Here is a 26628-nt window from a genome sequence, read left to right on the forward strand (position 1 = left end):
GCGGGTCAGGAGACCCGTGCTCGGTAGCGGTGCTCGGGTCGCCCGGTCGCACCGTAACGGAGCCCCACCTCGACAAGCCCGCGGGTCGCGAGCGTCGACAGGTGTCTCTGCGCCGTCGCCCGGGAGATCCCGGCGCGTTCGGCGATCTCGGCGGCCGACGCCTCCTCGACGCCGAGCGTGCCCAGAATGAGCTGCTCGGTCGCCGACCGCGACACGGATGCGGCGTCGCCGGCCCCGTGCACGATCGCCGCAGCGCGGTCGATCTCCTCCTGCGACAGCGCGCGATCGGCGTCGATGAGGTTGCGGTAGCGCGCGTACCGATCGAGCCGCTCGCCGAGTACCCGGGTGTCGAACGGCTTCACGAGATAGCCGAGCGCGCCGGACCGGAGCGCCCGGCGCACCGTGGCGGCATCCGATGCCGCCGAGAGCACGAGCGCGTCGATGCCCGAGGTGCGCATCAGGTCGATGCCGTCGCCATCCGGAAGATAGACGTCGACGAGCAGGAGGTCGGGGGTGTCGGCGCGCAGGGCGGCGCGCGCCGCGTCGATGCTCCGCACCGGATCGAGCGCGGTGAAGCCCGCGCGGTCCGCCACGATGTCGCGGTGGATGCCGCCGACGCGGAAGTCGTCGTCGACGATCAGAACCCGGATGTCGGTCATTGCTTCTCCTCCTGAGACGCCGTCGCCGCGCGACCGGTCATGACGCCCGGCAACCGCGCACCGAAGACGGCGCCGGACGCCGGCCCTCCGGCGTCCACGAGCCAGACGTCTCCGCCGCGCCGACGCGCCAGATCGCGCGAGAGCGGCAGGCCGATGCCGAGGCCGTGCACCCGGTCGATGGGTGGTTCGGGGTGGGCGTCCGCGGTGGCGGCATCCGGATTCCGCGGGGCGAACACGACCGATGGATCGGCGACGCCCGGGCCCGAGTCGGCCACGGTGACGACCAGGGTGTCGCCGTCGTCGAGCAGGGTGACCTCGACGGTGGGCGTGCGGTCGCCGCCGACCGCGGCGGTGACGGCGTTGTCGATCAGGTTGCCGAGCACCGCGGCGACGTCTTCGGCCTCCGCGACCTGCCCCCAGAGGAGGGTGTCCTCGCCGATCGTGAGCGTCGCGCCACGTTCGGCCGCTGCGATGGCCTTCGCTCCGAGGAACGAGCGGAGAAGCGGGTCCGAGATCCGCTCGCCCGACGTCCACCCGTGTTCCGGCGCCCCCGTGCCGCCATCCCCGGCGAGGTCGCGCAGAAAGTCTCTGGCCTCGTGCGCGCGCCCGGCGTCGATCAAGCCCGTCGCCGCGTGCAGGCGGTTGGCGAACTCGTGGCGCTGCACCCGCAGCGCGTCGCTCATCGTGCGCACACTCTCGAGGCGCTCGCTGAGGGCGATCAGGTCGGTGCGATCGCGGAGCACAGCGGCGGTCCCGAGTGTCCGCTCCGCGCGCAGGACGGGGAGCACATCGATGTAGATCACCCGATCGCCGATCACCATCCCGCCCGGTGCGCCCTCGCCGCCGAGCGCGCGCCGCACGTCGTCGTCGAGGGGAAGAGCAGACAACGAGCTGCCCGCGGCGGCTTCGGTAAGGCCCAGCATCCGCGCCGCGGCCGGATTGCACACGCGCACCACTCCCGCGGTGTCGAGCGCGACGATCCCGTCACCGGAACTCGCCAGAACTGCGGCCTGCGTCTGCACGAGCGCCACGAGCTCTTCGGGCTGCACACCGAGAGTGACGGACTCGAGCCGTCGCCGCATGAAGAGGCCGACGACGAGCCCGGCCGCGACGGCCGCGCCGACGGCGAGCGCGATTCCGCCGAGGAGCGCGGGCAGATCGTCGAAGACGCTGGCCGGCTCGAACCCGACGCTGACCTGGCCGACAGGAGCGCCTCCGCCCGGCGGGAGGATCGGGACCTTCGCGCGCGCGGACTCGCCGAGCGTGCCCGTCTCCCACGTCACGACCTCGCGGCCGGCGAGCGTCTCGGCGAAGCTCGTGCTGACCTGCTCGCCGATCCGGTCGGGGTTCGGGTGCGCGAGGCGGATGCCGCGCACGTCGGAGATGACGACGAACAGGCCATCGGCGCGGTCGGTGACCGCGAGCGCGTACGCCTGCAGCGGTCCGGCGCGCAGCTCGGCCGCGGGAGGAGGAGCGTCCGCGGCGGATGCGGCGGCCACGAGTTGCCGTACCTGCGCGTCCTCCGCGACCGTGCGCGCGATGTTCAACGCCGACGACTCCGCCTCCTCGCGCAGCTGCTGGACGCCGATGGCGAGGAACACGGCGGCGCAGACCGCTACGACGGCGACCTGGGTCGCCACCTGCACGATCAGCATCCGCGTCGCGAAGCGCATCATCGCCTCCTCTGCGCACAATGCGCAGAACACACGCTACGCGCACAACGTGCGGGAATGCGAGCAAGCGGGCGGCGGATGACGCCGCGGCCTAGCATCGGCCGAGCCCCCTACGGCGCCCGGACCGGCGCCTCACCACGACGAAGGAGTCGCGATGCACACGATCGTCCCCCGGACGGAGGCCGCCGACTACGCGGTCGCGTTCGTTCCGTCCGACACCATTCTCGTGATCCTCGGATTCGCGATGATCCTCACGTTCATGGCGCTGATCATGACGAGGCGGTTGACGCCGATGGTCGCGCTCATCGTCGTCCCGACGATCTTCGGCCTGTTCGCGGGCGCCGGTCTCGGACTCGGCGACATGGTGATCGACGCGATCAGTTCGATGGCGCCGACGGCCGCGCTGCTGATGTTCGCCATCATGTACTTCGGCATCATGATCGATGTCGGCCTCTTCGACCCGCTCATCCGCGCGATCACCCGGCTGCTCGGCGATGACCCGGCGAAGGTCGTGCTGGGCACGGCGATCCTCGCCGGCGCCGTGTCGCTCGACGGCGACGGGTCGACGACCTTCATCATCACGACCTCGGCGATGCTGCCGATCTACCTGCGGCTCGGGATGAGCCCCGTGGTACTCACCTGCGTCGCGGGACTCATGAACGGCACGCTGAACATCGTGCCGTGGGGCGGTCCGACCGTCCGCGCGGCAGCCGCGCTCGGGCTGCAGCCGACCGACATCTTCGTGCCCATGGTGCCGGCCCTCATCGCCGGAATCATCGTCTCGCTCGGTTTCGCCTGGTTCCTCGGTCTCTCCGAGCGCCGCCGCCTCGCGGGCAGCGTCGACACGTCGCGCCTCGAGTCCTCCGGCGACGGCCCGCTCCGGGCGCCGCGGGTGTTCCGCGGGGCCGACCGTACGGTGGGTGCGCGGGCGCTGTTGCGCACCGGCAACATCGTGACCGTCGCCGGTGGGCGCCGCGGAGTGGCCGCATCCGAGCTCGTCGACACGGCCGACACCGCGATGGCCGATACGATGCTCGACCCGAACCGGGCGACGCTCCGGCCGAAGCTCATCTGGTTCAACCTCGCGCTGACCCTCGCGGTCATGGTGCTGCTCGTCATGGATGTCTTCCCGCTGGCCTTCGTGTTCATGGTCGGCGCAGCGGTGGCCCTCATCATCAACTTCCCGAAGCTGAAGACGCAGGCCGACGAGATCGTGGCGCACGCCCCGAGCATCGTGGGCGTCGTGTCGATGGTGCTGGCGGCGGGCGTGCTCGTGGGTGTGCTGAACGGCACCGGCATGGTCACGGCGATGGCGAACTGGATCACCCAGGTCATTCCGGACTCCCTCGGCCCCTACCTCGCGGTGATCACCGGTGTGCTCTCGATCCCGTTCACGTTCTTCATGTCGAACGATGCGTTCTACTTCGGCATCCTCCCCGTGCTCGCCGAGAGCGCCTCGGCCTACGGCATCGACCCGGTCGAGATGGCACGGGCATCGATCACCGGCCAGCCGGTGCACCTGCAGAGCCCGCTCGTGCCGGCGATCCTGCTGCTCGTCTCGCTCGCCGGCGTCAATCTCGGCGACCACCACAAGAAGGTGCTGTGGCGCGCGACGATCGTGTCGCTCGTGATGCTCGCGGTCGGCGTGCTGACCGGCGTCATCCCTTTCCTCACCTGACGACGCAGAACGGGGTCGACCGGCGGGTGCCCCGTCGACCCCGTTCCGGTCGTTCCGGCCGTCAGCGCTTATCGGCGACGAGCCGGATGCGGACGATGTTGTCGGTGTCGTCCATCTCGGCGATGTCGGGATGCGCGGAGATGAACTCGGTGAAGCTGCGGTGCCCGAGCGCCTTCTCGGTGAACGAGGGATCCAGCCGCGTGATGAGGCTCTTCACCGCGGACGCGTGCTGCCACTGCGCGGGGTCCTTGTCGTTCTCCAGCCGCAGTGCTCGCTCGAGCAGATCGGTCGCTGGGTCGACGGACCGTTTGCGCGCCCGCGCCCGAGAGGCCGATTCCTCCTTCTTCGTCGGCTCGGGAGAACCGACCCCGGGAAGCGAGTCGTACGAGTCGAAACGGTCGCAGGCAGCGGCGAGCGACTTGGCCGTGGACCCCGCCACCCCCACGCCGACCACGAAGCGCCCGAGCCGCTTGCAGCGCTGGGCGAGCGGCACATAGTCCGAGTCGCCGGCGACGATCACGACGTGCGTGAGGTCGGGCAGGCGGAACATGTCTTCTACCGTGTCGACCGCGAGCCGGATGTCGGCGCCGTTCTTGGCGTAGGCGGCGGCCGGGAACAGCTGCACGAGGTCGACCGCGCGCGCGACGAGCTGCGAGCGGTACTCGGCGTTCACCGGCGATGACCAGTCGGCGTACGCCCGGGTGAGCACGAGGGTTCCGAAGGAGGCGGCGTAGTCGATGATCGCGCCGACGTCGACCGTGGCGCGAGCGAGCTTCTCGGCGATCTCCGGGTCCTTGGGGTTCTCGGCGATCCGCTGCCGATCGCGGGAGTAGGCGTTCCGACCGTGCACGCGGTCGTACCAACTCATGACGATGTTGTCGAAGTCGAGGTAGACCGCGACGCGAGGGATGGTCAGATCGGGCATGGTCAGTGCTCCCCGGGGTAGCGCACGCCGATCTGCGTGCGGATGTCATCGAGTGCGCGCATGATGGCGACGGTTTCGGCGAGCGGGAGCAGATCGCTGTCGCGGCGCCCCTCGGCGATGAACCGTTCCGCGGCGAGCGCCTGGAACTGCATCCCGCGCCCGTCGATCGTCGACACGTACTCTTCCGCCACCGTGCCGTCGGGACGGGTGAGTCGGAAGGATGCGGGCGCGTACCAGGTGCGATCGATGTCGATCCGGCCCTCGGTGCCGACGACGTGCGCGGTCACGGGGCCCGCAGCGCGGGACGACGACACCGTGGTCGACACGGCGCCCCCCGCGTGCGTGAAGACGGTCGCGACCTCGGTGTCGGCCCCCGTTTCGCCGAGGCGGCCGTGCGCGGAGATCGACGTGGGTGCACCGAGCACATCCCAGACGAACGACACGGGGTAGATGCCCAGGTCGAGGAGCGCGCCCCCGCCCAGCTCGAGCGCGTTGAGGCGGTGGTTCGGGTCGGCCGACAGCTTCTGGCTGTGGTCGGCGTGCGCGACCCGGAGCTCGCCGAGATCTCCGGCCGCGATGAGCTCCCGGATACGGATCATGTGGGGCAGGTATCGCGTCCACATCGCCTCCATCGCGAGCACTCCGGCGGCCTCGGCGGCCGACTGCACCGATGCCGCTTCGTCGCCGTCGCGCGTGAACGCCTTCTCGACGAGCACGTGCTTGCCGTTCTCGATCGCGCGGAGGGCGTTCTCGGCGTGCATCGGATGCGGCGTCGCGATGTACACGATGTCGATGTCGTCGTCTGCGACGAGCGACTCGTACGACGCATGCGCGCGGGGGATCTCGAACTCGGACGCGAAGGCCTCTGCGCCGGCGGCCGAACGCGACCCCACGGCGCGGACATCGAGCCCCGCCGTGCGGAGGTCGGACGTGAACTGATGGGCGATTCCACCCGTGGCGAGGATGCCCCAGCGCAGGCCGGGGGAGTGATCGGCGGTCATCTCCCCACCGTACTCGGGGGCCACCCCAGTAGGCTCGGCGCGTGACGAGCGCTCTGGAGAGATTCCGCGAATTGCTGCGCATCCCGACGGTCTCCGCGGCGCCGGATGATGCCGCGGCCCTCGCCGTCTTCGATGATTTCCAGCGCGCGCTCGAGCGCCTCTATCCCGCGACGCACGCTCACCTCGAGCGAGACGTCGTGTCGGGGCACGCGCTGCTCTACCGCTGGCCCGGGCGCGTCGCCGCGGACCCGCTCGTTCTCATGGCGCACCAAGACGTCGTTCCCGTAGTCTCCGCCGAGTGGAGCCGCGATCCGTTCGGCGCCGACATCGTCGGCGAGGGAACGGATGCGCGAATCGTCGCCCGCGGGGCGATCGATGACAAGGGTGCGCTCGTCGCGATTCTGGAAGCGGTGGAGGCCCTCGTGTCCGAGGGCCACGTCCCCGCGCGGGACGTCTATCTCGCGTTCGGGCACAACGAGGAGACGGCGGGGGATGGCGCCGGCGCGATCGTCGACCTGCTGCGCTCCCGGGATGTACGGCCCGGACTCGTCCTCGACGAGGGCGGCGCCGTCGTCGACGGCGTGCTCCCGGGCGTCGCGCGTGCCACCGCGATGATCGGGGTGGCGGAGCGCGGCATCATGACCGCCTGGCTCACCGCCCGCGAGATCGGCGGTCACGCCTCGACGCCCGCTGCGATGCCGGCGACCGCGCGGCTGGCGCGGGCGATCGTGCGGCTGCAGCGTCATCCCTTCCCGCGGCGCATCAGCCCGCCGGTGCGCGCGATGCTGACCACCGTCGCGCCGCACGCGCCGCGTGCGCTGGCGATCCTCTTCCGCCGTCTCGGCGTCACCGGCCCGCTGATCGCGGCCGTGTTCTCACACCTCGGGCCGGAGACGAACGCGCTCGTCCGAACGACCGCCGTCGCCACCGAACTGCAGGGTGCACCGGCCGAGAACGTGCTGGCGACCTCCGCGCGGGCGGCCGTCAACATCCGGCTGCTGACCGGGGACACCATCGCTTCCGCCACGGCGCGCCTGCACCGTGTGATCGCGGACGACGGTATCGAGATCGAGGTGCGCCATGGCACCGATCCCTCGCCGGTGTCGCCGTGGCGGGGTGAACCGTGGCGTCGGCTGGCCGGCGCGATCGCCTCCGCGCTGGACCCCGACATCGTGGCCACGCCGTACCTGCAGCTCGGTGCGAGCGACAGCCGATGGTTCACCGCCATCAGCCCGCACGTCTACCGCTTCACGCCGTTCCACCTCACGCGCTCCGAACGCGACGCACTGCACGCGCACGACGAGAGCATCCGCGTCGACGTGTGGCTTCGCGGGATCGGCTTCTACCGGGACCTCATCGCGGCGAGTTGAGCGGCTGCGGCGGGGTGTCCTCGAGCTCGAGGATGAAGCGCAGGATGCTGCGCCCCGTGCCCTGCAGCACCGGCCCGTAGCCGAAGCCCCAGCCCTCGTCGGTGGCCCGCACCGTGTGGCCGCGCAGGACCGCGCGTCGCGCGAAGGCGGCCTTGCCCTCGGCGGCCAGAGCGACCGCTCCGCTGACGGCGGGATCCAGGTGCGGTGCGACACCGACCGTGTCGCCGAGCACCAGAAGCGCCCGCACGGCGTTCACCAGCATCCCGATGCGGCGGCGCCGGCCCGTCCGGAGCGTCTCCGCGAGATGCCGGAGGTCGGTCGCCGAGCCTCCCGTGGCACCGGTGCCGAGACCGGCTTCGTCGAGGAAGCGACGCGCACGCGCCTGGTGCGCCGCGTCGTCGTGCGTGGCGATGCCCAGGATGCGGGCGGCCTCGACGACGACGTCTGCGACAGCCGCGCGACGATCCGAGCTGACGTTCGATTCGTCGACGCCGGCTCGCTGGCTGAGAGGAAGATGCTGGGCGAAGTCCGCCATGTGCACAGGCTACGCCTCCGGTCGCGGCGGCGGAATGTGACAAGTCACATTCGATTCCTCCACAGGCGGCTCGGCCGTGTGACTGTCACATTCCGGAGCCGGGATACGGTGATCTGTGCATAATGTGTGCAGGCGTGTGACCGTGCACATCCCCCATCAACGGAGACCGACCCCATGAGCGACGAGGCGGCGGGTCGCAGACCCAGCATCCGCGATGTCGCGCGCCTCGCGGCGGTCTCGCACCAAACGGTCTCGCGCGTGATCAACAACCACCCGAGCATCCGGCCCGAGACGCGCGAGCGCGTCATCGAGGTGATGACGCGGTTGCAGTACAGTCCGAACCGCGCCGCTCGTGCCCTGGTGACGAGCAGGTCGCAGACCATCGGAATCCTCTCCGCCTCCAGCACGCAGTACGGCCCGGCGTCGAGCATCGCGGCGATCGAAGAAGCCGCGCGAGCCCGCGGCTACTGGGTGAGCACGGCGAACATCGTGCCGAACGACCCGGCATCGATTCCCGCGGGCCTCGCGCATCTGACGGCGCAGTCGATCGAGGGCCTGGTGGTGATCGCGCCCCAGGTGCGCGTTCTTCGGGCCCTCGAGGCCCAGCCCCTCGACATTCCGTACGTGACCCTGCAGTCGCCCGAGCTCGATCCCCAGCACGCGCTGTCGGTCGACCAGATCGCGGGCGCGCGCCTCGCCACGCGGCACCTGATCGAACTCGGGCATCGCAGCATCTACCACCTGGCCGGCCCGCAGGACTGGATCGAGGCCGAGGCGCGGATGCGGGGATTCCTCGAGGAGATGAGCGCCCACGACATTCCCACGACGGCGCCGATCCTGGGGGACTGGACGGCGGACTTCGGGTACTACGCGGGCCGGGAACTGCTGCGCGTTCGTGACTTCACCGCGGTGTTCTCCTCGAACGATCAGATGGCACTCGGGCTCATGCACGCCGTGCGGGCGGAGGGGTTGGACGTGCCCGGCGACATCAGCATCGTGGGGTTCGACGACATCCCGGAGGCCGCGCACTTCTGGCCGCCGCTGACCTCTGTGCGGCAGGATTTCGCGGAACTCGGGCGTCGCTGCGTCGATCTGCTGCTCGGTCCTGCCGACGGCGTGGAGCCGGCGGCGAGCACGATCGTGCCGGAATTGATCGTGCGCGGTTCGTCCGCGGCGCTTCTCCCGCGCTGATTCCGGCCGTTATCAATCCGAGACCAGCGCAGGTTGACACCCGCCCGCGGTCGTGGGCTACAGTGGCGCAATGTGAACGGTCACATTGATCGTCACACCGGGGTTACGACAGACGAAGGAGTCAACCCGTGTCCGCATCCGCCGACGAGCGCGACCTCTACGTCACCGGGGTGAAGACCGAAGTGGCGATCGCCCGGGTCCGCGCCGATGTCGCGTCGCTGCACGCCGAACTGGTGCGCAACGGCCTCGTCGTCTGGACCGGCGGCAACGTCTCCGGCCGTGTTCCCGGTGCCGATCTCTTCGTGATCAAGCCCTCCGGCGTGACCTACGATGACCTCGCCCCCGAGAACATGATCCTGTGCACGCTCGACGGCGCGGTCGTCGAGGGCACCCCGGGTAGCGACCGCGCTCCCTCGAGCGACACGGCCGCACACGCCTACGTCTACCGCAACATGCCCGAGGTCGGCGGGGTCGTGCACACGCACTCGACCTACGCCGTCGCGTGGGCCGCGCGCGGTGAAGAGATCCCCTGCGTCATCACCGGCATGGCCGATGAGTTCGGGGGGCCCATCCCGGTCGGACCGTTCGCGATCATCGGCGACGACTCGATCGGCCGCGGGATCGTCGACACTCTCCGCGGTCACCGCTCCCGCGCCGTGCTGATGCAGAACCACGGCCCCTTCACGATCGGCGTCAGCCCGCGAGACGCCGTGAAAGCGGCCGTCATGTGCGAGGACGCCGCCCGAACCGTACACATCGCCCGTGAGGGCGGTGCGCTCGTCCCGCTCCCTCAGGAACGGATCGACGCGCTCTACTCCCGATACCAGAACGTGTACGGACAGAACACCGACGACCGCCGGTAGCCCACCTGGGCGCGGTCACCCGAAACACCCACCAAGACAGTGCAGTCACCTGGAAAGGAACGACAGTGAAAGCCAAGAAGATCCTCTTCGCTGCGGCCACCCTCACCGCCGGCGCCCTCATGCTCTCCGCATGCGGCGGCGGCGGCTCGACCGGAGGCAGCGGTGGCGAGAGCGACGGCGGCCTCATCGGCGTCGCAATGCCCACCAAGAGCTCCGAGCGCTGGATCCAGGACGGCGACGCCGTCAAGAGCCAGCTCGAAGACCAGGGGTTCACCGTCGACCTGCAGTACGCAGAAGACGACATCCCCACGCAGGTCTCGCAGATCGAGAACATGATCACCAAGGGCGCCAAGGCCCTGATCGTCGCCTCGATCGACGGCACCACGCTCTCCGAGGTGCTGCAGAGCGCCGCAGACGCCGACATCCCCGTCATCGCCTACGACCGCCTCATCCGCGACAGCGAGAACGTCAACTACTACGCATCCTTCGACAACTTCGTCGTCGGTCAGCAGCAGGCGTGGTCGGTTCTCAACGGTCTCGGACTCGTCGAGCTCGACGGCACCCCGATCGACGGCGCCCCCGCCGGCCCGTTCAACATCGAGCTGTTCGCCGGTTCGCCCGACGACAACAACGCCACGTTCTTCTTCAACGGTGCGATGGACGTCCTCCAGCCCTACATCGACGACGACACGCTCGTCGTGAAGTCCGGTCAGACGGACTTCCAGCAGGTCGCCACGCTCCGCTGGGACGGCGAGACCGCCCAGAGCCGCATGGAAGACATCCTCACGGCGAACTACTCGGACGGCACGCAGGTCAACGCGATCCTCTCGCCCTACGACGGCATCTCGCGAGGCATCATCTCGGCGCTCGAGGGCGCGGGATACTCGACCGGCGCAGAATGGCCCATCATCTCGGGTCAGGATGCGGAGCTCGACTCCGTCAAGGCGATCAACGCGGGCGAGCAGTACGCGACGATCTTCAAGGACACGCGTGAGCTGGCCAAGGTCGCCGTCGACATGGCGGCCGCGATCCTCAACGGCGAAGAGCCCGAGGTCAACAACACGACGGACTACGACAACGGCGTGAAGGTCGTTCCCTCGTACCTGCTCGAGTCGCAGATCGTCGTCAAGGACAACATCAAGGAGACGCTGGTCGACAGCGGCTACTGGACCGAAGACGAAATCGGCGGCTAAGACCGCAATGAGACGGCCCAGCCGGGCGGCGCGAGCCGCCCGGCTGGGCCCGACCGACCAGGCAACCTGGCAAGGAGAGTACGGATGGTCGAGCACATCCTGGAGATGCGTGGCATCACCAAGACGTTCCCCGGCGTGAAAGCGCTGTCGAACGTCAACTTCGCCGTCGAGCGTGGAGAGATCCACGCGATCTGCGGCGAGAACGGCGCGGGGAAGTCCACGCTGATGAAGGTGCTGTCGGGCGTCTACCCGCACGGCACGTACGACGGCACAATCGTCTACGCGGGCGAGGAGGTGCAGTTCAAGAACCTCCGCGACAGCGAGGCGAAGGGCATCGTCATCATCCACCAGGAGCTGGCGCTGAGCCCGTACTTGTCGATCGCCGAGAACATCTTCCTCAACAACGAGCGCAAGAACGCGCTGGGGATCATCGACTGGAACAAGACCAACCAGGAGGCCGCCGCGCTGCTGAAGCGCGTCGGACTCCGCGAGAACCCGACGACGCCGGTCAAGCAGATCGGTGTCGGAAAGCAGCAGCTCGTCGAGATCGCGAAGGCGCTCTCGAAGGAAGTCAAGCTGCTCATCCTCGACGAGCCGACCGCCGCCCTCAACGACGACGACTCGGATCACCTGCTCGAGCTGATCCTGAGCCTGCGCGGGCAGGGCATCACGTCGATCATCATCAGCCACAAGCTGAACGAGATCAAAAAGGTCGCCGACACCGTCACCGTCATCCGTGACGGCAAGACCATCGAGACGATCGCGAAGGCGGACGTCACCGAGGACCGCATCATCAAGGACATGGTGGGTCGCGACCTCGAGCACCGCTATCCCGATCACGAACCGCACATCGGCGAAGAGCTGCTGCGCGTGGAGAACTGGACCGCGCACCACCCCCAGGACCCCACCCGCGTCGTCGTCGACGACGTCTCGATCACCGTCAACGCCGGCGAGATCGTCGGTATCGCGGGCCTCATGGGCGCCGGCCGCACCGAGTTCGCGATGAGTCTGTTCGGTCAGAGCTACGGCACCCGCATCACCGGCCGGGCCTTCATGCGGGGCAAGGAGGTCAAGATGCGCTCGGTCTCCGAAGCCATCGACAACGGCCTCGCCTACGCGACGGAGGACCGCAAGACCTACGGTCTGAACCTCATCGAAGACATCAAGCGCAACGTCTCGATGGCGTCGCTGAAGAAGCTCGAGAAGGCAGGGCTCGTCAACGACAACGAAGAGTTCAAGGTCGCCAACGAGTACCGCAAAAGCATGAACATCAAGGCCCCGAACGTGCTCGCCAAGACCGGCAAGCTTTCCGGCGGCAACCAGCAGAAGGTCGTGCTGTCGAAGTGGATCTACTCCGATCCCGACGTGCTGATCCTCGACGAGCCCACTCGCGGGATCGACGTCGGAGCGAAGTACGAGATCTACACGATCATCAACAAGCTCGCGGCCGCGGGTAAGGGGATCATCGTGATCTCCTCCGAGCTGCCCGAGCTGCTCGGTATCTCCGACCGCGTCTACGCCCTCTCCGAGGGTCGCATCACCGGCGAACTGCCGATCGAGCAGGCCACCCCCGAATCCGTCCTCAAGCTCATGACCATGGAGAAGCCCCGCTAGGGGCTTGCAGGAGACTCACACTCATGTCGAATGACATCACCCCCTCCCCGGGCGACTCGTCGACCGCCGCCGGCGGCCTCGTCAACCCCACCGAGAACCGGTTCACCCGCTGGCTGACCCACGTGCTCAGCGACCTCGGCAAGAACGGCATCTTCATCGCGCTCATCGCGGTGGTGGCGCTGTTCGCGATCATGACCGACGGCATCCTGCTGAGGCCCCAGAACATCTCGAACCTGGTCGTGCAGAACGGCTACATCCTCGTTCTCGCCATCGGCATGGTGATGATCATCATCGCCGGTCACATCGACCTGTCGGTCGGATCGGTCGCCGCGTTCGTCGGCGCCGTCTCGGGCGTATTCGCGGTGCAGATGGGCCTGCCGTGGTGGCTGTCGGTCATCCTCTCGCTCGGCATCGGCGCGCTGGTCGGTGCGTGGCAAGGCTTCTGGATCGCCTTCGTCGGCATTCCCGCGTTCATCGTGACGCTGGCCGGCATGCTGATCTTCCGCGGCCTCGCGCTCGTCGTGCTCGGCAACGCGAACATCGGTTCGTTCCCCGACGAGTACCGTGCGCTCGGCAACGGCTTCCTCACCGACGTGTTCGGTGCGGCGGACCTCGACCTGTTCACGCTCGTGCTGGGCGCGGTCGCGATCGTCGCCCTCATCGTGCAGCAGTTCCGCACACGCGGAGGCCGACAGAAGTACGGTCAGGACACCGAGCCGCTCGCGTGGTTCGTGCTGAAGCTCGCCCTCATCTCGGTCGTCATCGGCTGGTTCGCCTGGGCGCTCGCCTCGTACAAGGGCATCCCGGTCACGCTGATCATCCTCGCGGTGCTGGTGATGGTCTACGGCATCGTGATGAACCGCACCGTGTTCGGTCGTCACATCTACGCGATCGGTGGCAACCGCCACGCCGCCGAACTGTCGGGCATCAAGACCCGTCGCGTCGACTTCTGGCTGTTCGTCAACATGGGCTTCCTGGCGGCGCTCGCCGGCCTCATCTTCACGGCTCGCCTGAACCTCGCCGGTCCGAAGGCCGGTGACGGCTTCGAGCTCGAGGCGATCTCCGCCGCCTTCATCGGTGGCGCGGCGGTGCAGGGTGGTGTCGGCACCATCGGCGGCGCGATCATCGGTGGTCTGATCATCGGTGTGCTGAACAACGGCATGTCGATCATGGGCATCGGCATCGAGTGGCAGCAGGCCGTCAAGGGCCTCGTTCTGCTCCTCGCCGTCGCGTTCGACGTCTACAACAAGCGCCGCTCCGGTAACTGAGCCCGCACACGAAGAGCCCCGTCCGATCGGACGGGGCTCTTCGTGATTGTGCCGCGAGACGGCAGATGGGGCACGAGACGTTGGTTCAGAACCAACGTCTCGTCGCGCAGTTGCGGTCTCGCGGTCGGTGCCGGTGGCTCAGGGAACGAGGGTGATCTTGCCGTTCGCTCCGGATGCCAGCACACGGTGCGCCTCGACGGCGTCCGCGAGGGCGAACTCCGGGCCGAGCTCGACCGTGAAACGACCGGCGGCCATCAGAGCAAGCACCACGGGCACGGCCTCGGCCCGCCACGCCTGCTGCTGGTCGGTGAGCGGTTCGGGGCTGCCGCCGGAGAATGCGCGGATGCCGAATCCCGCGGCATCCGGACCGCGCACGATCGTGGCGATGCGCGTGGGGTCGGCGACGACAGCGAGCGAAGTCTGGATCGCCTCGTCGGTGCCCGCGGCATCGAGGGCGACGGTCACGCCCTGCGGCGCGGCGGCCCGAACGCGTTCTTCGAGGCCGTCGCCGTAGGCCACCGGGACGGCGCCGAGCTCGCGGAGCCGGTCGAAACGCGCGGGCGAGGCGGTGGCGATGACGGTCGCGCCCCAGAGCGCGGCGAGCTGGATAGCAGCCTGTCCGACGGCGCCCGATCCGGCGTGCACGAGCACGGTGTCGCCCGGGCCCACCGCGAGGGAGCGGAGCGACTGGTAGGCGGTGCCGACCGGGATGCCGAGGGCCGCGCCCTGCGCCGCGCTCACCTGCGGAGGCCGCGGCTGCACGGCCGACACCGTCACGACGACGTCGGTCGCGTAGACGCCGCTCGCCCCGAACAGAACGACCTCGTCGCCCGGACGGAACCCGTCGACGCCCTCGCCGACGGCGGTGATGACACCGGCGCCGTCATTACCGATCCGGCGCGGCGCCGTCATCGGCCCCGGTCCGCGCAAGCCCGAACGCAGCTTGCCGTCGATCGGATTCACGCCGGCCGCTTCGACGCGGACGGCGACCTGCCCGGGCCCGGGGGCGGGGGTGTCGAGCTCGATGAGGCGGAGCACATCGGGCCCGCCGTGTTCGGAGTAGACGATCGCCTGTGTCATCTTCGGGAAAACCGGCGCATCCGCGGGGCTATTCCCGGAGCGTCTTCGCGATGCGCTGCGCCGACACGGGTTCGGCGGTCCCGAGGCGCTGCGCGAACAGGCTCACCCGCAGCTCCTCGAGCAGCCACCGGGCGCGAACGAGAGTGGCGGGCGCATCCGCGGGCAGGGGGATTGTGCCGCCCGCCTCGGCGTACCCATCCGCGATCCGCTCGAACTCGGTCATGCGGGCGCGGTCGCGTCCGGGCTGATCCGCGAGGGCCTCGACGCGTTCCTTCGCGCCCTGCAGATACCGCGGCAGGTGCGCGAGGCGCGCGAGCCCCGTCCGCGACAGGAAGCCGGGGTAGACGAGTCCGGCGAGCTGCCCGCGGACGTCTCCGAGCGCCCCGAGGAGCGTCAGCGAGTTCTGCTGCTTCATGGCGCGCTCGACCTCGCGGAGGGCGAGCAGGATGCGGGCGCTCAGCGACACGGTGCGGAAAAGCTCGTCGGTGACGGCCGCCGAGAATGCGTCGCGCAGCCGCTCGAACCCGGCGCGATCACGCACGATGCCGTCGGCGGCGATGCCCGCGATGACGGCATCGGCAACGGCCACGCGGGCGTCTTCGACGAGAGCCTTCGCGTTCTGGTACGGCGACGTGACCAGGGCGAGCTTCTCGCTCGCGGTGAGGTGATCGAGCACGTACGACACGGGTGAGGGCACGGCCAGCAGCACGAGGCGCCGCACGCCGGCCCTCGTCTCGCGCGCGGCCGCCTCGGGGGTCGCCTCCACCCGGAGCGTCACGGACGCGCCCGCGTCGACGAGGGCCGGGTACCCGCGGACGATGCCGCCGGCCACGGGTGAGTCGACGAGCGCCGGCAGGTCGCCGAACGACCAGTCGGTCAGGCCCGTGCGTTCGGTCACCGCACCGGATGCCGCGGGGGCGACGCCCGAGACCGCGGCGATCGCGGCCGGTGCGCCCGCGCGGGGACGCGCGAGGGAACGGGCGACCGAGGTGCGCGCGCGATCCGCGAACCGCTCCTGCAGGGCGACGAGATCCCGGTCGGAGCCGACCGGGCGCCCGCGCTCGTCGACGGCGCGGAACGAGATCGACAGGTGCGCGGGAACACGGTCGAACTCGAAGTCCGCCGCGGTCACCGGTTGGTTCGCCACCCGCTGGATGCGGGCGGCGAGCGCGGCGGCGAGGGTCTCGCGGGGGAGTCCGCCGTGATTCTCCGGTCCGGCCTCGGTCAGGTCCTCGGCGAATCGAGCGGCCCAGTCGGCCGCCGGCACCACGTGACGTCGGATCGCTTTGGGCAGCGCGCGAAGCAGCGCCGTGATGAGCTCGTCGCGCATCCCGGGTACCTGCCAGTCGAAGCCGTCGGGGCGGATCTGCGCCAGCAGAGCGATCGGGACGACCGCGGTCACGCCGTCGTCGGCCGCACCCGGCTCGAACCGATACGCCAGGGTCAGCACCTGGTCGCCCTGCGTCCAGCGCGTCGGGAAATCGCGTTCGTCGGCGCGCGAGTTCTTCTCGAGCAGATCGTCCTCGGTGAGATCCAGCAGCTTCGGTGTGCGGGTCGCGGCGTCGCGCCACCACGATTCGAAAGATCGCACGTCGAAGACGTCGGCGGGCAGCCGGCTGTCGTAGAACGCGTAGACCGCTTCGTCGCCAGCGAGGATGTCGCGTCGTCGTTCGCGTTCCTCGACCTTCTCGAGTCGGCGGCGCAGCTCATGATTGCGTCGGGCGAAGGCCGTGAGCGTCTTCGGGAAAGCGGAGGGATCCCACTCCTGCTCGACGAGCGCGTGCCGGAGGAACATCTCCCGCGCGAGCGGGCGATCGAAGCGCGCCAGCTGCACGCGGCGGCGGGGGATGATCTCGACGCCGAAAAGCGTGACCTTCTCGACGGCCACCGCGGCGCCCGCATCCTTCGACCAGTGCGGATCGCTCAGCTGCCGTTTCGCCAGATCGCCCGCGAGCGGCTCGGCCCACTCGGGATCGATGGCCGCGGCGGTGCGAGCGAACAACCGGCTGGTCTCCACGAGCTCCGCCGCCATGACGGCCTGCGGGCGCTTCTTGCGCAGTCCCGACCCAGGGAACAGGGCGAAACGCGCGCCGCGCGCACCCCGATACTCCGGTTTGGCCGCGCGGCCGTCGCGCGGCTTCTCGCGCTCATCGAGCACGCCGATGTGCGAGAGGAGTCCGGAGAGGATGGCGCGATGCACCGCATCCGGATCCGCGCTCCCGCCGCCGGAATCGCCGGCGTTCCGCGGCAGGCTCATCAGCTGACTGAGCTGCCGGTGCACATCGACCCACTCGCGCACGCGCACGTAGTTGAGGAACTCCGCTCGGCACTGGCGCCGGAAGGCGCTCGAGCCGAGCTCGGACTGCTGCTCGCGCAGGTGGTTCCAGAGGTTCAGGAGGGTGAGGAAGTCGCTCGTCGGATCGGTGAAGCGGGCGTGCTGGCGATCGGCTTCCTCCCGCCGCTCCTCGGGCCGCTCGCGGACGTCCTGGATCGACAGGCCCGCGACGATCGCGAGCACGTCGCGGAGGACGCCGTCCTCGCGCGCGGCGATCAGCATCCGGGCGAAACGGGGGTCGATCGGCAGCCGCGAGATCTCACGACCGAGCGGCGTCAGCGTGGTGCTCTGCCGCGTGCGCTGCACCGCACCGAGCTCGACCAACAGATCGAACGCGGCCTGGACGCCGCGCGAGTCGGGCGGGGTCAGGAAGGGGAACGCGGAGATGTCGCCGAACCCGAGCGACAGCATCTGCAGGATGACCGACGCGAGCGACGTGCGGAGAATCTCGGGTTCGGTGAACTCGGGCCGCCGCTCGAAGTCCTGCTCGGAGAACAACCGGATCGCGATGCCGGGTGCCGTGCGGCCGGCGCGGCCGGCGCGCTGCTGCGCCGAGGCCTGCGAGATCGCCTCGATCGGCAGCTGCTGGATCTTGGTGCGGTTGCTGTACCGCGAGATGCGCGCGGTGCCGACGTCGACGACGTACCGGATGCCGGGAACCGTCAGGCTCGTCTCGGCGACGTTCGTGGCGAGGATCACGCGGCGGCGCACACCGGCGACGGTCGACCGTTCGAACACCCGGTGCTGTTCGGCAGCCGACAGGCGCCCGTAGAGCGGCAGCACCTCGGTGGGGGCCGCGTCCTTCGCGTAGGCGCCACGGACGGCATCCGCGGCGTCCCGGATCTCGGCCTCGCCCGGCAGGAACACGAGCACATCGCCCGGGGCTTCGCGATCGAGTTCGCGGAGGGCTGCGACGATCGCGGAGACCTCGTCCTCGTCACCGGATGCGGGAGCGCCGGGTTCGTCGTCGTCGGGCTCATCGGGGTCGACCGCGTCCGGAACGAGCGGGCGGTACCGGATGTCGACCGGATACGTGCGCCCGGACACCTCCACGACCGGGGCGGGCACGCCGTTCGCGTCTGCGAAGTGGCGGGCGAAGCTCTCCGGGTCGATCGTCGCGGACGTGACGATGACCTTCAGGTCGGGACGTTCGGGCAGGATGCGGCGCAGATACCCGAGCAGGAAGTCGATGTTGAGCGAGCGCTCGTGCGCCTCGTCGATGATGATCGTGTCGTAGCGGCGGAGCAGCCGGTCGCGATGGATCTCGTTGAGCAGGATGCCGTCGGTGACCAGGGCGACGACCGTGTCGGCCGAGACCTTGTCGGTGAAACGCACCTTGTAGCCCACCGCGCCGCCGAGCGGCACCTGCAACTCGCTCGCGATCCGTTCGGCGATCGTGCGGGCCGCGATCCGCCGCGGCTGGGTGTGCGCGATACGGGTGCGGCCAAGTTCGAGACAGATCTTCGGGAGCTGCGTCGTCTTGCCCGAACCGGTCGCGCCGGCGACGATTACGACCTGGTTCTCGGCGATGGCGCGCGCGATCTCGTGCCGCGCGGCGCTGACGGGCAGCTCGGGCGGGTAGGAGATGACGGGTTCTGGCGTGGACACAGCCTTCGATGCTAACCCGAGCCGGGGCTCACGCGGTGATGAGCAGCACGAGGCCGACGATCGAGCCGAGCGTCAGCACCGCGGCCGACGAGACCAGCACGGTCAGGCGGGTGCGGAGCGCGCGTCGACGGGCCGTGCGCGCGGCCAGGCCGCCGTCGCCCGCGGCGAGTGCGGGCTGTGCGGTCGGCGCATTCTGCGGGGCGGTGCCGACCTGACGCGTGCGGATCGCGTAGCGCTCCGGGATCGGGCGGTCATCGACCGGCGGCGGTGCGAGGACGGCGTCGGGTTTCGCCGCCGCGGCCTTCGCGGCACGCGTGCGCGCCGAGCGGCGGCTCCGCGGCGAGAGACCGGTGGCATCCGTCGACGCCGCGGCGCCGGCGCGGCGTCCGCCGAGGCGGGTGCGCTCCGCATCCCCTGCCTCCGCGGGCTGACGGGTGCCGAGCGCCGTGCGGTCGTCGGCGTCCGGGAGGGGCGCGGCGGTGCGCGGGGTGTCGGATGCCGGGCGCCGGGTGATGCGCGTGGCGTCGCCTGTGGGAGGGCGCCGGGTGACGCGGGTGGCGTCGTCGGAGGCCGGTTCCGCTGGGGTGGCCGCGGGAGCGGGTGCCTCGGCGCGAGGGCGCGTGAGACGCGTCGCGTCTTCGGGTTCGGCGGCGGTGACCGGCGCGGGTGCGGCCGCGGCCGGACGCCGCACGAGCAGCGTGCCGTCCTCGGGCTCTTCGGCGGGTGGTGCCGGGGTCGCGGGGCGCGCCACGATACGGGTGCTGTCGTCGGCGAGGTGCGCGTCGTCGGGGGAGGACTCGGGCGCGGCCGGTGCGGCGGGCCGCCTCACGAGCAGCGTGCCGTCGTCGGGCTCCTCGACCGGTGGCGGGGTCGCATCGGGCGCGGCCGGCCGCCGCACGAGCAGCGTGCCGTCGTCGGGCTCTTCGGCTGCCGCGGCGGGAGCGGGCGCGGGACGCGACACGATGCGGGTGCTGTCGTCGAGGGGATCGGGGGCGTTGTCGCCCGTCGGCGTGCTCACTCGTCCTCCACGAATCGGATGCGGGCGCCCCCGGGCAGCTCGGCGACGGAGCCCGGTTGCACTTCGGCCGGACGATCCGCGATGAGGCGCACCGCGACGCCGCCGGCGTCGACGAGCGCCGTGCCGCCGGATGTCGCGAGGTCCTCGATCTGCACGCGCGTTCCGTCCGACCAGATCCGCACGTGGCTGCGGGAGACATCGCGCGGGGCCTGCGGGATCGGAACCAGCGTCGGCAGATGCTCGCCGTCGACCCGTTCGGTGCGGGGGCCGCGGCCCACGAGCAGGGTGCCTTCGATGGGCACCCGCTCGCCGTCGGGGAGGAGGATCGCGCGCGGGATACGCGGTGCGCGCGGCGTCGGCACCGGAGGCGGGGCGGCGATCCCGTGCGGCAAGGGCGGAGGCGCGGAGACCCCCGGCGGGAGCGGGATGCGGACCGGCGCCTTCGCCGGCGCGGGAGGCACCGCAACCGGATCGCTCCGGCGGACGGCGGGGTCGGTGCGCAGCACCACACCGGTGGCGGTCGTGGGGCCGGAGCGGACGGGCCGCTCGGGGGTCGTGCCGAGATCGAGGAGACGCGGCTCGGCCCCCGGGGCGCCGGCCCAGGCGCGCGTGACGCCCTCGGCGGCGACCTCGCGCCAGGTGTGCGCCCCGACGCCGTCCACGCGCCACACGCGGCGCCCGCCGTCTTCGAAACGGAGGGCGAACGGCCCACGGAGGAACGCCGTGAGATGACCCTCGTCGAGGGCGACGATCGCGAACGCGGGAACCGCCGCGATCCCCTCGGCGACGAGGGCATCCAGGACCTCGGTCGGGTCGGGGGAGGCGCCGGTGATCGCCAGCACGCGGCGGGCGGCGGGCACACCATCCGCGCCCCCGACCAGCACGGCGAGCCGATCCGTGGCGACGGCGGGAAGGTCGCCGTCGAACCAGGTGCGCTCAGTCACGGCGGGCTCGCTGTCGTTCGGAGGTATGGGTGTCGATGTCGATCGTATGCACGGTGGCCTCGGCACTCGTGGCGAACCCGCCGGTGACTTCGTCGGCGCGCTGGGCGAGCCCGCCCGATCGCACGTCGACGACGACCGCGCTGATGTTGTCGCGACCACCGCGCGCGAGTGCCTGGTCGACGAGCCCGTGCGCCGTCTGCTGTGCCGACCCGCCGAGCGACAGGCCCGCGCGGAGCGCCTCATCGCTCAGGTCGTTCGAGAGTCCGTCGGAGCAGACCAGCAGGCGCTCACCCGTGACGATCGGCGCGAGCCAGTAGTCGGCCGCGCTGGACTGATCGCCCACCGCGCGGGTGATCACGTTGCGTCCCGGGTAGGTCGACATCTCCGCGCGCGTGATGCGACCGTCGTCGACGAGCTCCTGCACGACCGAGTGGTCGACCGTCAGCTGCTCGAGGGTGCTGCCGACGAGGCGGTACACCCGTGAGTCGCCGATGTTGACGACCAACCAGCTGTGCACGCCGTTCTGCACGACCGCGACGATCCCCGACACGGTGGAGCCGGCGCCGCGCGCGTGCGTGCGCGACAGGCGGGCGACCGCGGCATGGGCTGCGGCGACCGCATCCACCACATCGGCGGGTTCGACGTCTTGACGCCCGACCAACGGCTGGAACGCCGCCACGACTTCGGCGCTCGCGAGTTCGCCGGCCTCGTGCCCACCCATGCCGTCGGCGACGAGGAACACCGGATGCTGCGCCAGCACCGCATCCTCGTTGATCTCCCGCACGCGTCCGACATCGGTGCGTGCGCCCGTCACCAGTACGATTCCCTCGGTCATCGCCCACCTGCCCGTGTCCGGGCGGCGAGCTGACGCACGCCGCGCGCGAAGGAGCGCAGCGAGAGCCGCGCCTTCCATCTGCCCCACCAGCCGAGTTCGTCGCGCAGACGTGCGCGTTCGGCGTCGACGAGCTCCCAGAACCGCGCGCCGTCGTCGTCTGTCGGCGGTACCGGCGCGAAGACCGACCGGTCGGCGAGCACGGCGAGGCGACTCCCGTCCGATCCGATGCCGGTGGAGAGCGCCTCGGCGGTCTCGGTGCGCGTGGCCGCCTGCGGAGGCTGCTTTCCGTGATCGACCGCCGTGTCGACGTACTCCTCCCAGCCGCCGACCACCCGGTCGAGCGGATCCGGGGATTCGCGGCGAGCGCGGCGGCGCATCAGCTTCGCCATCAGCACGGTGAACACGGGCAGCAGGAGGATCAGCAGCGCGAACACGACGATGCCCGAGATGCGGAGCGTGGCCCAGAGCCAGGCGAGGTCGACGGGCGCGTTCGGCTCCTCCTCCTCCTGATTCGTGGAGTCGGCCGGGTCGGCCTCGGGAGGGAGCACCGTGTCGGCCTGCTCCGGCTCGACCTCGGTCGTGTTCTGCGGGTCGCGACGCTGCTGGATGTCGGGCGAGAGCGAGACCGCGTACTGGGGGCTCGTGTCGATCGCCGTCCAGGTGCCGTCGGCATCCGCCACCTCGATCCAGGCCGCGAGGTCCCCGCTCGTGCATTCCCCGTCCTCGCACGTCGACAAGGAGTCGTCGGTCGTGGACAGGCGCGTGCCGAGCACGACGCGGGCGGGGAAGCCGAGCTGGTCGGCGATCAGCGCGGCGGCGACGGCGAACTGCTCATCATCGCCCGACGCGGCGACGAGCTGCGCGTCGTCTGTGCCGCCGACCTCGTTCTGCTTGTCGAGAAGAGCGGTGAAGAGCGCGCCGATGCGGTCGGTCGAGTGGCCGGCGCGGCTCGGCTCGAACGTGTACTGGCCGAGATCGCCCATCCACGTCGGGGGAGTCGCGGGATCGATCGACAGAGCGTGGCTCAGAAGTCCGCGCGCGCGCAGCCGCTGGATCAGCTCCGCGAGACCCGCACCGCCCGTCGGCGCATCCTGCGTCTCGATCCAGGAGATCAGGCTCTCCGGAACGTACGCGGGGTCGACGGCCGGCTTCGACAGCGCGGGCGTCAGAGTGCCGGGGTCGCGGACCGTGCCCGATACCCGGCCGACCTGCTCGTACGCGACGCCGTCCTGCAGCCCCGGGTCGGCCAGCTCGACGCCCATCGCTGCGTCGCTGTTGTAGTAGAACCCGTCGGCGAGAGCGGCGCGTGAGGAGCCGTCGAAGTCGATCGAGACGAGGTCGCCGGCCGTCGGCACCCAGATGCCCGCGTAGGCGCCGATGCGGAAGTCGGCGGTGACCTCTTGACCGCTTGCGCCGGTGAGCGTCGCCGGAACGCGCGTGAACGCGGTGTCGCCGGCGGTGCCTGTGAGGGGGTCGGTCGCGCGCATCACCCGGCCGTCGTAGAACGGCAGCGTCGCGAGCCGGATGCGGTCCACGGACTCGTCGGCGGACACGGTGAACATGACCTGGTCGTAGCGGTCGTCGGTGAACGCGGTGCGGTAGTCGGCGAGAGGGGTGAGGGCCTCGCGGACGCGCAGCTCGGGGTCGACGGCGGTGCGGATGACGTCACGGGTGCCGCCGGCGATGGCCCAGGGGGCCACGAGCACACCGGCCAGAAGCGCGACCACCAGCATCCCGGCCGACAGGGCGATGCGCGTGCCGAGCGTGCGGTTCGCGCGTCCGGTGAGCCGGGCGCCGTTGGCGTTGCGTGCGGCGCGGAGCGCGGACCGACGGCTGTGGATGCTGCGCCACAGATACCAGCCGAAGGCGACCAGGAGCGCCGCGAGACCGACCGTCGCCTCCCATGCGCCGGTCAGGCGCCACGGGCCGACCGTGAATGCGCCCGAGACGGCGCTCGATCCGAAGGCCACGCCGAAGACGGTGAGAAGGAGCGCGGTCGGGGCGGCCAGCACCCACGCGCGCGGCGCGCGCAGGGCGAGCGAATGGGCGAGCACGCCGAGCGCCAGGATGAGGAGCAGGATCGGCGCGAGCGTCGCCTGGTAGATGCCGATCGGCAGCTCGAGGGTCAGCAGGTTCTTCCACCCGGTGACGGGCGCGGTGAGCACACCGACGACCGCGCCGAGGATCGTCGCCGGGTCGGTGATCATGGTGGGCGCGGCGAGCGGAACCCCCGCCACGACGTAGACGCCGGCGGTGACGGCGGCCACCAGCCACCACGCCCAGCCGCGAATGGCCCCGACCAGCGCGATCGCGGTGGCAGCGGCGATGCCGACCCCCGCGAGCAGCACGAACCACAGGCTCTGCGAGATCGTCCAGGAGGCGGCGGCGCCGACGACCAGCAGTCCGTCGATGAAGGCGACGTTGCCGATCGTGAACGTGAGGTCGCGCTCGCGTCGCCCGGCGTCGCGGCGGGCGCGGGCACGACGGCCGGCGGCGTCGACGCTCACGACTTCGCGCTCCGGGCGAGGATGTGCCGGAGGTCGTCGAGCAGACCGATCGTCACGATCGAGGTGGACCCGAGCGTCCGGTACCCGGGCTCGGTCGTGGGGTCGCAGATGAGAGCCGCGACGCCGACGTCGGCGGGGAAGGCGAGGGCCGCGTGCTGCAGCATCCGGGGCGTGGGGGTCGAACCGCAGACGAGGAAGCCGATGGACACGTCGGAGTGCCCTTCGACCGCGAGGCTAGCGACGTCGCCGAGCGGGGTGATGCGCTCGCCTTTTTCGAGTCCCGCGAGATCGTCGAGGAGGGTGCGCGCGGTGATGGTTGTGAGGTCGCGGGAGGTGCGTACCGCACGTCGTGCGAACTCGGGCACCTCGCCGCCGACGACGATGGAGACGTCGCGGCCGTCGCGGATGCCGCGGACGCCCAGCGACGCGGCGGCGCTCACGGCGAGCTCGAACTCGTCGTCGTTCGCGAACTCCTCGTCGCCGCAGGCGAGCACGATCACCATCCGCGACCGACGGGTCTCTTCGTACTGGCGCACCATCAGGGTGCCGGTCTTGGCGGTCGACTTCCAGTGGATCTGGCGCTGGGAGTCGCCGGGCGCGTACTCGCGGATCGCGTGGAAGGAGATGTCGGCGTCGACGACGAGCGAGGAGGGGTTTCCCTCCAGGTCTTTCACGAAGCCGGTCGCGGTGCTCGGGATGGAGGTCGTGACCGGGTGCACGTAGAGCGTGTGCACGTCTTCCCAGACGACCTCGCGGCGGAGGATGCCGAGGGGATCGCCGCGCACGGCGCGGGCGGGGCCGACATCGAGCACGCCGCGACGGAGCGCCGGCACCGACAGCTGCTCGTCGTGGACGGCGCCCTTGCGCAGGAGCGGGATCGGCACGTCGAGGAGGCCCGCGCCGATTGGCACGTCGACGCGGCCGGGGAGCGCGACGCCCGACCCGACGTTCGTGACGCGGAGGGATGCGGCCACTTCGCTTCCCGCGACGACGCGGTCGTGCGCGAGGCCGAGTGACACGTCGTAGGCGCGCGAGCTGAAGAGGAAGGGCGCGGCGCAGACGAGGAGGATGAGCGCGACGAAGCCGGCGGCGGCGAACTCGATCCACCCGAGCGGAAGACCGAGTCCGAGTCCGAGTACCGCGGCGCCGACGAGCAGCCAGCCGCCCGGGGTGACCGTGTTCCCGACGGCGGTCGCGCTCTGTTTCGCGGCGCGCCGGATGCGGCGCCAGAAGCGGATGCCGCCGACGACGATGACGGTCGTCTGGCTCGACGTGTCGTAGCGCGTGCGCGTGCTCGACCCCGCCGTCGACGTCGACGTCGATGTCGACGAGATGCGGGTGATGCGGGACGAGGTGTCGTTCGTCACGCGGACTCGCGCTGGGTCGGGGGATTCACCTCGAGCATGACCTGCCCGATCACGGCCCCCTGCGTCACCCCGTCGAACTCCGCCTCGGCGTCCAGAATGAGGCGGTGTGCGAGCACGGGCTCGGCGAGGGCCTTCACATCGTCGGGGGTCACGTAGGCGCGGCCGTGTGCGACCGCCCAGGTCTTGACGGCGCGGGTGAGCGCGAGCGCGCCGCGGACGCTGACGCCCAGACGCACCTGCGCCGCCTGGCGCGTGGCTTCGACGACCCGCGAGATGTAGTCGAGGACGAGCGGGTTGAGGTAGACGTCCTGCGCGATCGCCGACATCGTCTGCACGGCTCCGGGGGTGATGACGGCGTTGACCTCGCGGCGCCCGTTCCCGGACCCCTCCAGGATGCGGACGGTGGCGGCGTGGTCGGGGTAGCCGAGGGAGGTCTTCATGAGGAAGCGGTCGAGCTGCGCCTCGGGGAGGCGGTAGGTGCCGGCCTGCTCGACGGGGTTCTGCGTCGCGACGACGAGGAACGGCACCGGAACCTTGCGCGAGACGCCGTCGACCGTGACCTGGCCCTCCTCCATGACCTCCAGGAGCGCCGACTGCGTCTTCGGGCTCGCCCGGTTGATCTCGTCGGCGAGCACGATGTTCGCGAAGATCGGTCCGGAGTGGAACTCGAACTCGCCGCGCTTCTGGTCGTAGACCGTGATGCCGGTGACGTCTCCCGGGAGCAGATCGGGGGTGAACTGGATGCGGGAGTTCTGACCCTGCATCGTCTGACCGATCGCACGGGCGAGCGCGGTCTTACCGGTGCCGGGGAAGTCCTCGAGCAGCAGGTGGCCCTGGGAGACGAGCGCGGTGAACGCCAGCTCGATGACGTGGCGCTTACCGAGCACCACCTGTTCGACGTTCTCGACGAGCGCGCCGAACGTCTCCTGGAACCAGGTCGTCTGCTCGGGGGTGACGGTCATGG

20 protein-coding genes are annotated in these 26628 nt (G+C 70.6%); 7 read left to right on the plus strand and 13 right to left on the minus strand.

Features of this window, described 5'->3' with window-relative positions:
- Positions 1 to 5: 5 nt before the first annotated feature.
- Positions 6 to 659 carry a response regulator gene (locus tag LMI96_RS00130; RefSeq protein WP_223720584.1) on the minus strand — a complete coding sequence of 218 codons (654 nt, stop codon included), beginning with the start codon at positions 657 to 659 and terminating at the stop codon, positions 6 to 8.
- Positions 656 to 2332, minus strand: a complete 1677-nt coding sequence (locus LMI96_RS00135) for a sensor histidine kinase (RefSeq protein ID WP_228360062.1) — start codon at positions 2330 to 2332, stop codon at positions 656 to 658. The genes LMI96_RS00130 and LMI96_RS00135 overlap by 4 nt, the downstream gene beginning before the upstream one ends.
- Before the next feature lie 154 nt (positions 2333 to 2486).
- Here LMI96_RS00135 and LMI96_RS00140 point away from each other — a divergent pair, with 154 nt between their 5' ends.
- The gene (locus LMI96_RS00140) at positions 2487 to 4010 is read left to right on the plus strand and encodes a CitMHS family transporter (RefSeq protein WP_228360063.1); all 1524 of its coding nucleotides are present in this window, start codon (positions 2487 to 2489) and stop codon (positions 4008 to 4010) included.
- 61 nt (positions 4011 to 4071) lie between these two features.
- Here the strand turns inward: LMI96_RS00140 and LMI96_RS00145 are convergent, their stop codons facing one another.
- Both LMI96_RS00145 and LMI96_RS00150 read right to left on the minus strand, forming a co-directional pair.
- The gene (locus tag LMI96_RS00145) at positions 4072 to 4935 is read right to left on the minus strand and encodes an NYN domain-containing protein (protein ID WP_223720587.1); all 864 of its coding nucleotides are present in this window, start codon (positions 4933 to 4935) and stop codon (positions 4072 to 4074) included.
- A 2-nt stretch (positions 4936 to 4937) separates the two neighbouring features.
- A complete protein-coding gene (locus LMI96_RS00150; RefSeq protein WP_228360064.1) occupies positions 4938 to 5936 on the minus strand; it encodes a Gfo/Idh/MocA family protein in 999 nt (332 codons plus the stop codon).
- 41 nt (positions 5937 to 5977) lie between these two features.
- Between LMI96_RS00150 and LMI96_RS00155 the strand changes: the two genes are divergently transcribed.
- Positions 5978 to 7306 carry a M20/M25/M40 family metallo-hydrolase gene (locus tag LMI96_RS00155; RefSeq protein ID WP_228360065.1) on the plus strand — a complete coding sequence of 443 codons (1329 nt, stop codon included), beginning with the start codon at positions 5978 to 5980 and terminating at the stop codon, positions 7304 to 7306.
- Here the strand turns inward: LMI96_RS00155 and LMI96_RS00160 are convergent.
- Entirely contained in the window at positions 7290 to 7841 is a 552-nt protein-coding gene (locus tag LMI96_RS00160; RefSeq protein ID WP_228360066.1) for a hypothetical protein, read from the minus strand. The two genes, LMI96_RS00155 and LMI96_RS00160, sit on opposite strands and share 17 nt — an antisense overlap.
- 174 nt (positions 7842 to 8015) lie before the next feature.
- On the opposite strand from LMI96_RS00160, the gene LMI96_RS00165 reads away from it, so the two are divergent.
- From LMI96_RS00165 to mmsB, 5 genes are all read left to right on the plus strand, one after another.
- The gene (locus LMI96_RS00165; RefSeq protein ID WP_223720591.1) at positions 8016 to 9032 is read left to right on the plus strand and encodes a LacI family DNA-binding transcriptional regulator; all 1017 of its coding nucleotides are present in this window, start codon (positions 8016 to 8018) and stop codon (positions 9030 to 9032) included.
- Positions 9033 to 9202: 170 nt separating this feature from the next.
- Positions 9203 to 9895 (plus strand): L-ribulose-5-phosphate 4-epimerase, encoded by a 693-nt coding sequence (locus LMI96_RS00170; RefSeq protein WP_223720867.1) that lies wholly within the window; start codon positions 9203 to 9205, stop codon positions 9893 to 9895.
- Positions 9896 to 9960: 65 nt separating this feature from the next.
- Positions 9961 to 11088, plus strand: a complete 1128-nt coding sequence (chvE, locus tag LMI96_RS00175; protein ID WP_308015737.1) for a multiple monosaccharide ABC transporter substrate-binding protein — start codon at positions 9961 to 9963, stop codon at positions 11086 to 11088.
- Positions 11089 to 11172: 84 nt separating this feature from the next.
- The gene (mmsA, locus tag LMI96_RS00180; RefSeq protein ID WP_223720592.1) at positions 11173 to 12702 is read left to right on the plus strand and encodes a multiple monosaccharide ABC transporter ATP-binding protein; all 1530 of its coding nucleotides are present in this window, start codon (positions 11173 to 11175) and stop codon (positions 12700 to 12702) included.
- Positions 12703 to 12725: 23 nt separating this feature from the next.
- Positions 12726 to 13970 (plus strand): multiple monosaccharide ABC transporter permease, encoded by a 1245-nt coding sequence (gene mmsB, locus LMI96_RS00185; protein WP_223720593.1) that lies wholly within the window; start codon positions 12726 to 12728, stop codon positions 13968 to 13970.
- Between the two features lie 138 nt (positions 13971 to 14108).
- Here the strand turns inward: mmsB and LMI96_RS00190 are convergent, their stop codons facing one another.
- From LMI96_RS00190 to LMI96_RS00225, 8 genes are read right to left on the minus strand one after another with little or no spacing between them, the layout of a single operon-like run.
- Complete coding sequence (locus LMI96_RS00190; RefSeq protein ID WP_228360067.1) at positions 14109 to 15050, minus strand: NADP-dependent oxidoreductase; 942 nt, start codon at positions 15048 to 15050, stop codon at positions 14109 to 14111.
- 28 nt (positions 15051 to 15078) lie between these two features.
- Positions 15079 to 18993 (minus strand): ATP-dependent RNA helicase HrpA, encoded by a 3915-nt coding sequence (gene hrpA, locus LMI96_RS00195; RefSeq protein ID WP_228360068.1) that lies wholly within the window; start codon positions 18991 to 18993, stop codon positions 15079 to 15081.
- A 28-nt stretch (positions 18994 to 19021) separates the two neighbouring features.
- A complete protein-coding gene (locus tag LMI96_RS00200; protein ID WP_228360069.1) occupies positions 19022 to 20011 on the minus strand; it encodes a hypothetical protein in 990 nt (329 codons plus the stop codon).
- A complete protein-coding gene (locus LMI96_RS00205; protein ID WP_228360070.1) occupies positions 20008 to 20955 on the minus strand; it encodes an FHA domain-containing protein in 948 nt (315 codons plus the stop codon). Before LMI96_RS00205 ends, LMI96_RS00200 begins: the two co-directional genes overlap by 4 nt.
- Entirely contained in the window at positions 20948 to 21790 is an 843-nt protein-coding gene (locus LMI96_RS00210; RefSeq protein ID WP_228360071.1) for a PP2C family serine/threonine-protein phosphatase, read from the minus strand. Before LMI96_RS00210 ends, LMI96_RS00205 begins: the two co-directional genes overlap by 8 nt.
- Positions 21787 to 24297: a transglutaminase-like domain-containing protein gene (locus LMI96_RS16240; RefSeq protein WP_228360072.1), complete on the minus strand. Its 2511-nt coding sequence runs from the start codon at positions 24295 to 24297 to the stop codon at positions 21787 to 21789. The genes LMI96_RS00210 and LMI96_RS16240 overlap by 4 nt, the downstream gene beginning before the upstream one ends.
- Entirely contained in the window at positions 24294 to 25664 is a 1371-nt protein-coding gene (locus LMI96_RS16245) for a DUF58 domain-containing protein (protein ID WP_228360073.1), read from the minus strand. The genes LMI96_RS16240 and LMI96_RS16245 overlap by 4 nt, the downstream gene beginning before the upstream one ends.
- Positions 25661 to 26626, minus strand: coding sequence for a MoxR family ATPase (locus LMI96_RS00225; RefSeq protein WP_228360074.1), 966 nt, complete (start codon positions 26624 to 26626; stop codon positions 25661 to 25663). The genes LMI96_RS16245 and LMI96_RS00225 overlap by 4 nt, the downstream gene beginning before the upstream one ends.
- Between the last annotated feature and the right edge of the window lie 2 nt (positions 26627 to 26628).

It is taken from the genome of Microbacterium sp. cx-59, from assembly GCF_020805625.1.
Taxonomy (GTDB): Bacteria; Actinomycetota; Actinomycetes; order Actinomycetales; family Microbacteriaceae; genus Microbacterium.

Coding starts and splice junctions, on each gene's coding strand:
- LMI96_RS00130 (WP_223720584.1), bottom strand. CDS start 659: ATGACCGACATCCGGGTTCTGATCGTCGACGACGACTTCCGCGTCGGC.
- LMI96_RS00135 (WP_228360062.1), bottom strand. CDS start 2,332: ATGCGCTTCGCGACGCGGATGCTGATCGTGCAGGTGGCGACCCAGGTC.
- LMI96_RS00140 (WP_228360063.1), top strand. CDS start 2,487: ATGCACACGATCGTCCCCCGGACGGAGGCCGCCGACTACGCGGTCGCG.
- LMI96_RS00145 (WP_223720587.1), bottom strand. CDS start 4,935: ATGCCCGATCTGACCATCCCTCGCGTCGCGGTCTACCTCGACTTCGAC.
- LMI96_RS00150 (WP_228360064.1), bottom strand. CDS start 5,936: ATGACCGCCGATCACTCCCCCGGCCTGCGCTGGGGCATCCTCGCCACG.
- LMI96_RS00160 (WP_228360066.1), bottom strand. CDS start 7,841: ATGGCGGACTTCGCCCAGCATCTTCCTCTCAGCCAGCGAGCCGGCGTC.
- LMI96_RS00165 (WP_223720591.1), top strand. CDS start 8,016: ATGAGCGACGAGGCGGCGGGTCGCAGACCCAGCATCCGCGATGTCGCG.
- mmsA (WP_223720592.1), top strand. CDS start 11,173: ATGGTCGAGCACATCCTGGAGATGCGTGGCATCACCAAGACGTTCCCC.
- mmsB (WP_223720593.1), top strand. CDS start 12,726: ATGTCGAATGACATCACCCCCTCCCCGGGCGACTCGTCGACCGCCGCC.
- LMI96_RS00190 (WP_228360067.1), bottom strand. CDS start 15,050: ATGACACAGGCGATCGTCTACTCCGAACACGGCGGGCCCGATGTGCTC.
- LMI96_RS00210 (WP_228360071.1), bottom strand. CDS start 21,790: ATGACCGAGGGAATCGTACTGGTGACGGGCGCACGCACCGATGTCGGA.
- LMI96_RS00225 (WP_228360074.1), bottom strand. CDS start 26,626: ATGACCGTCACCCCCGAGCAGACGACCTGGTTCCAGGAGACGTTCGGC.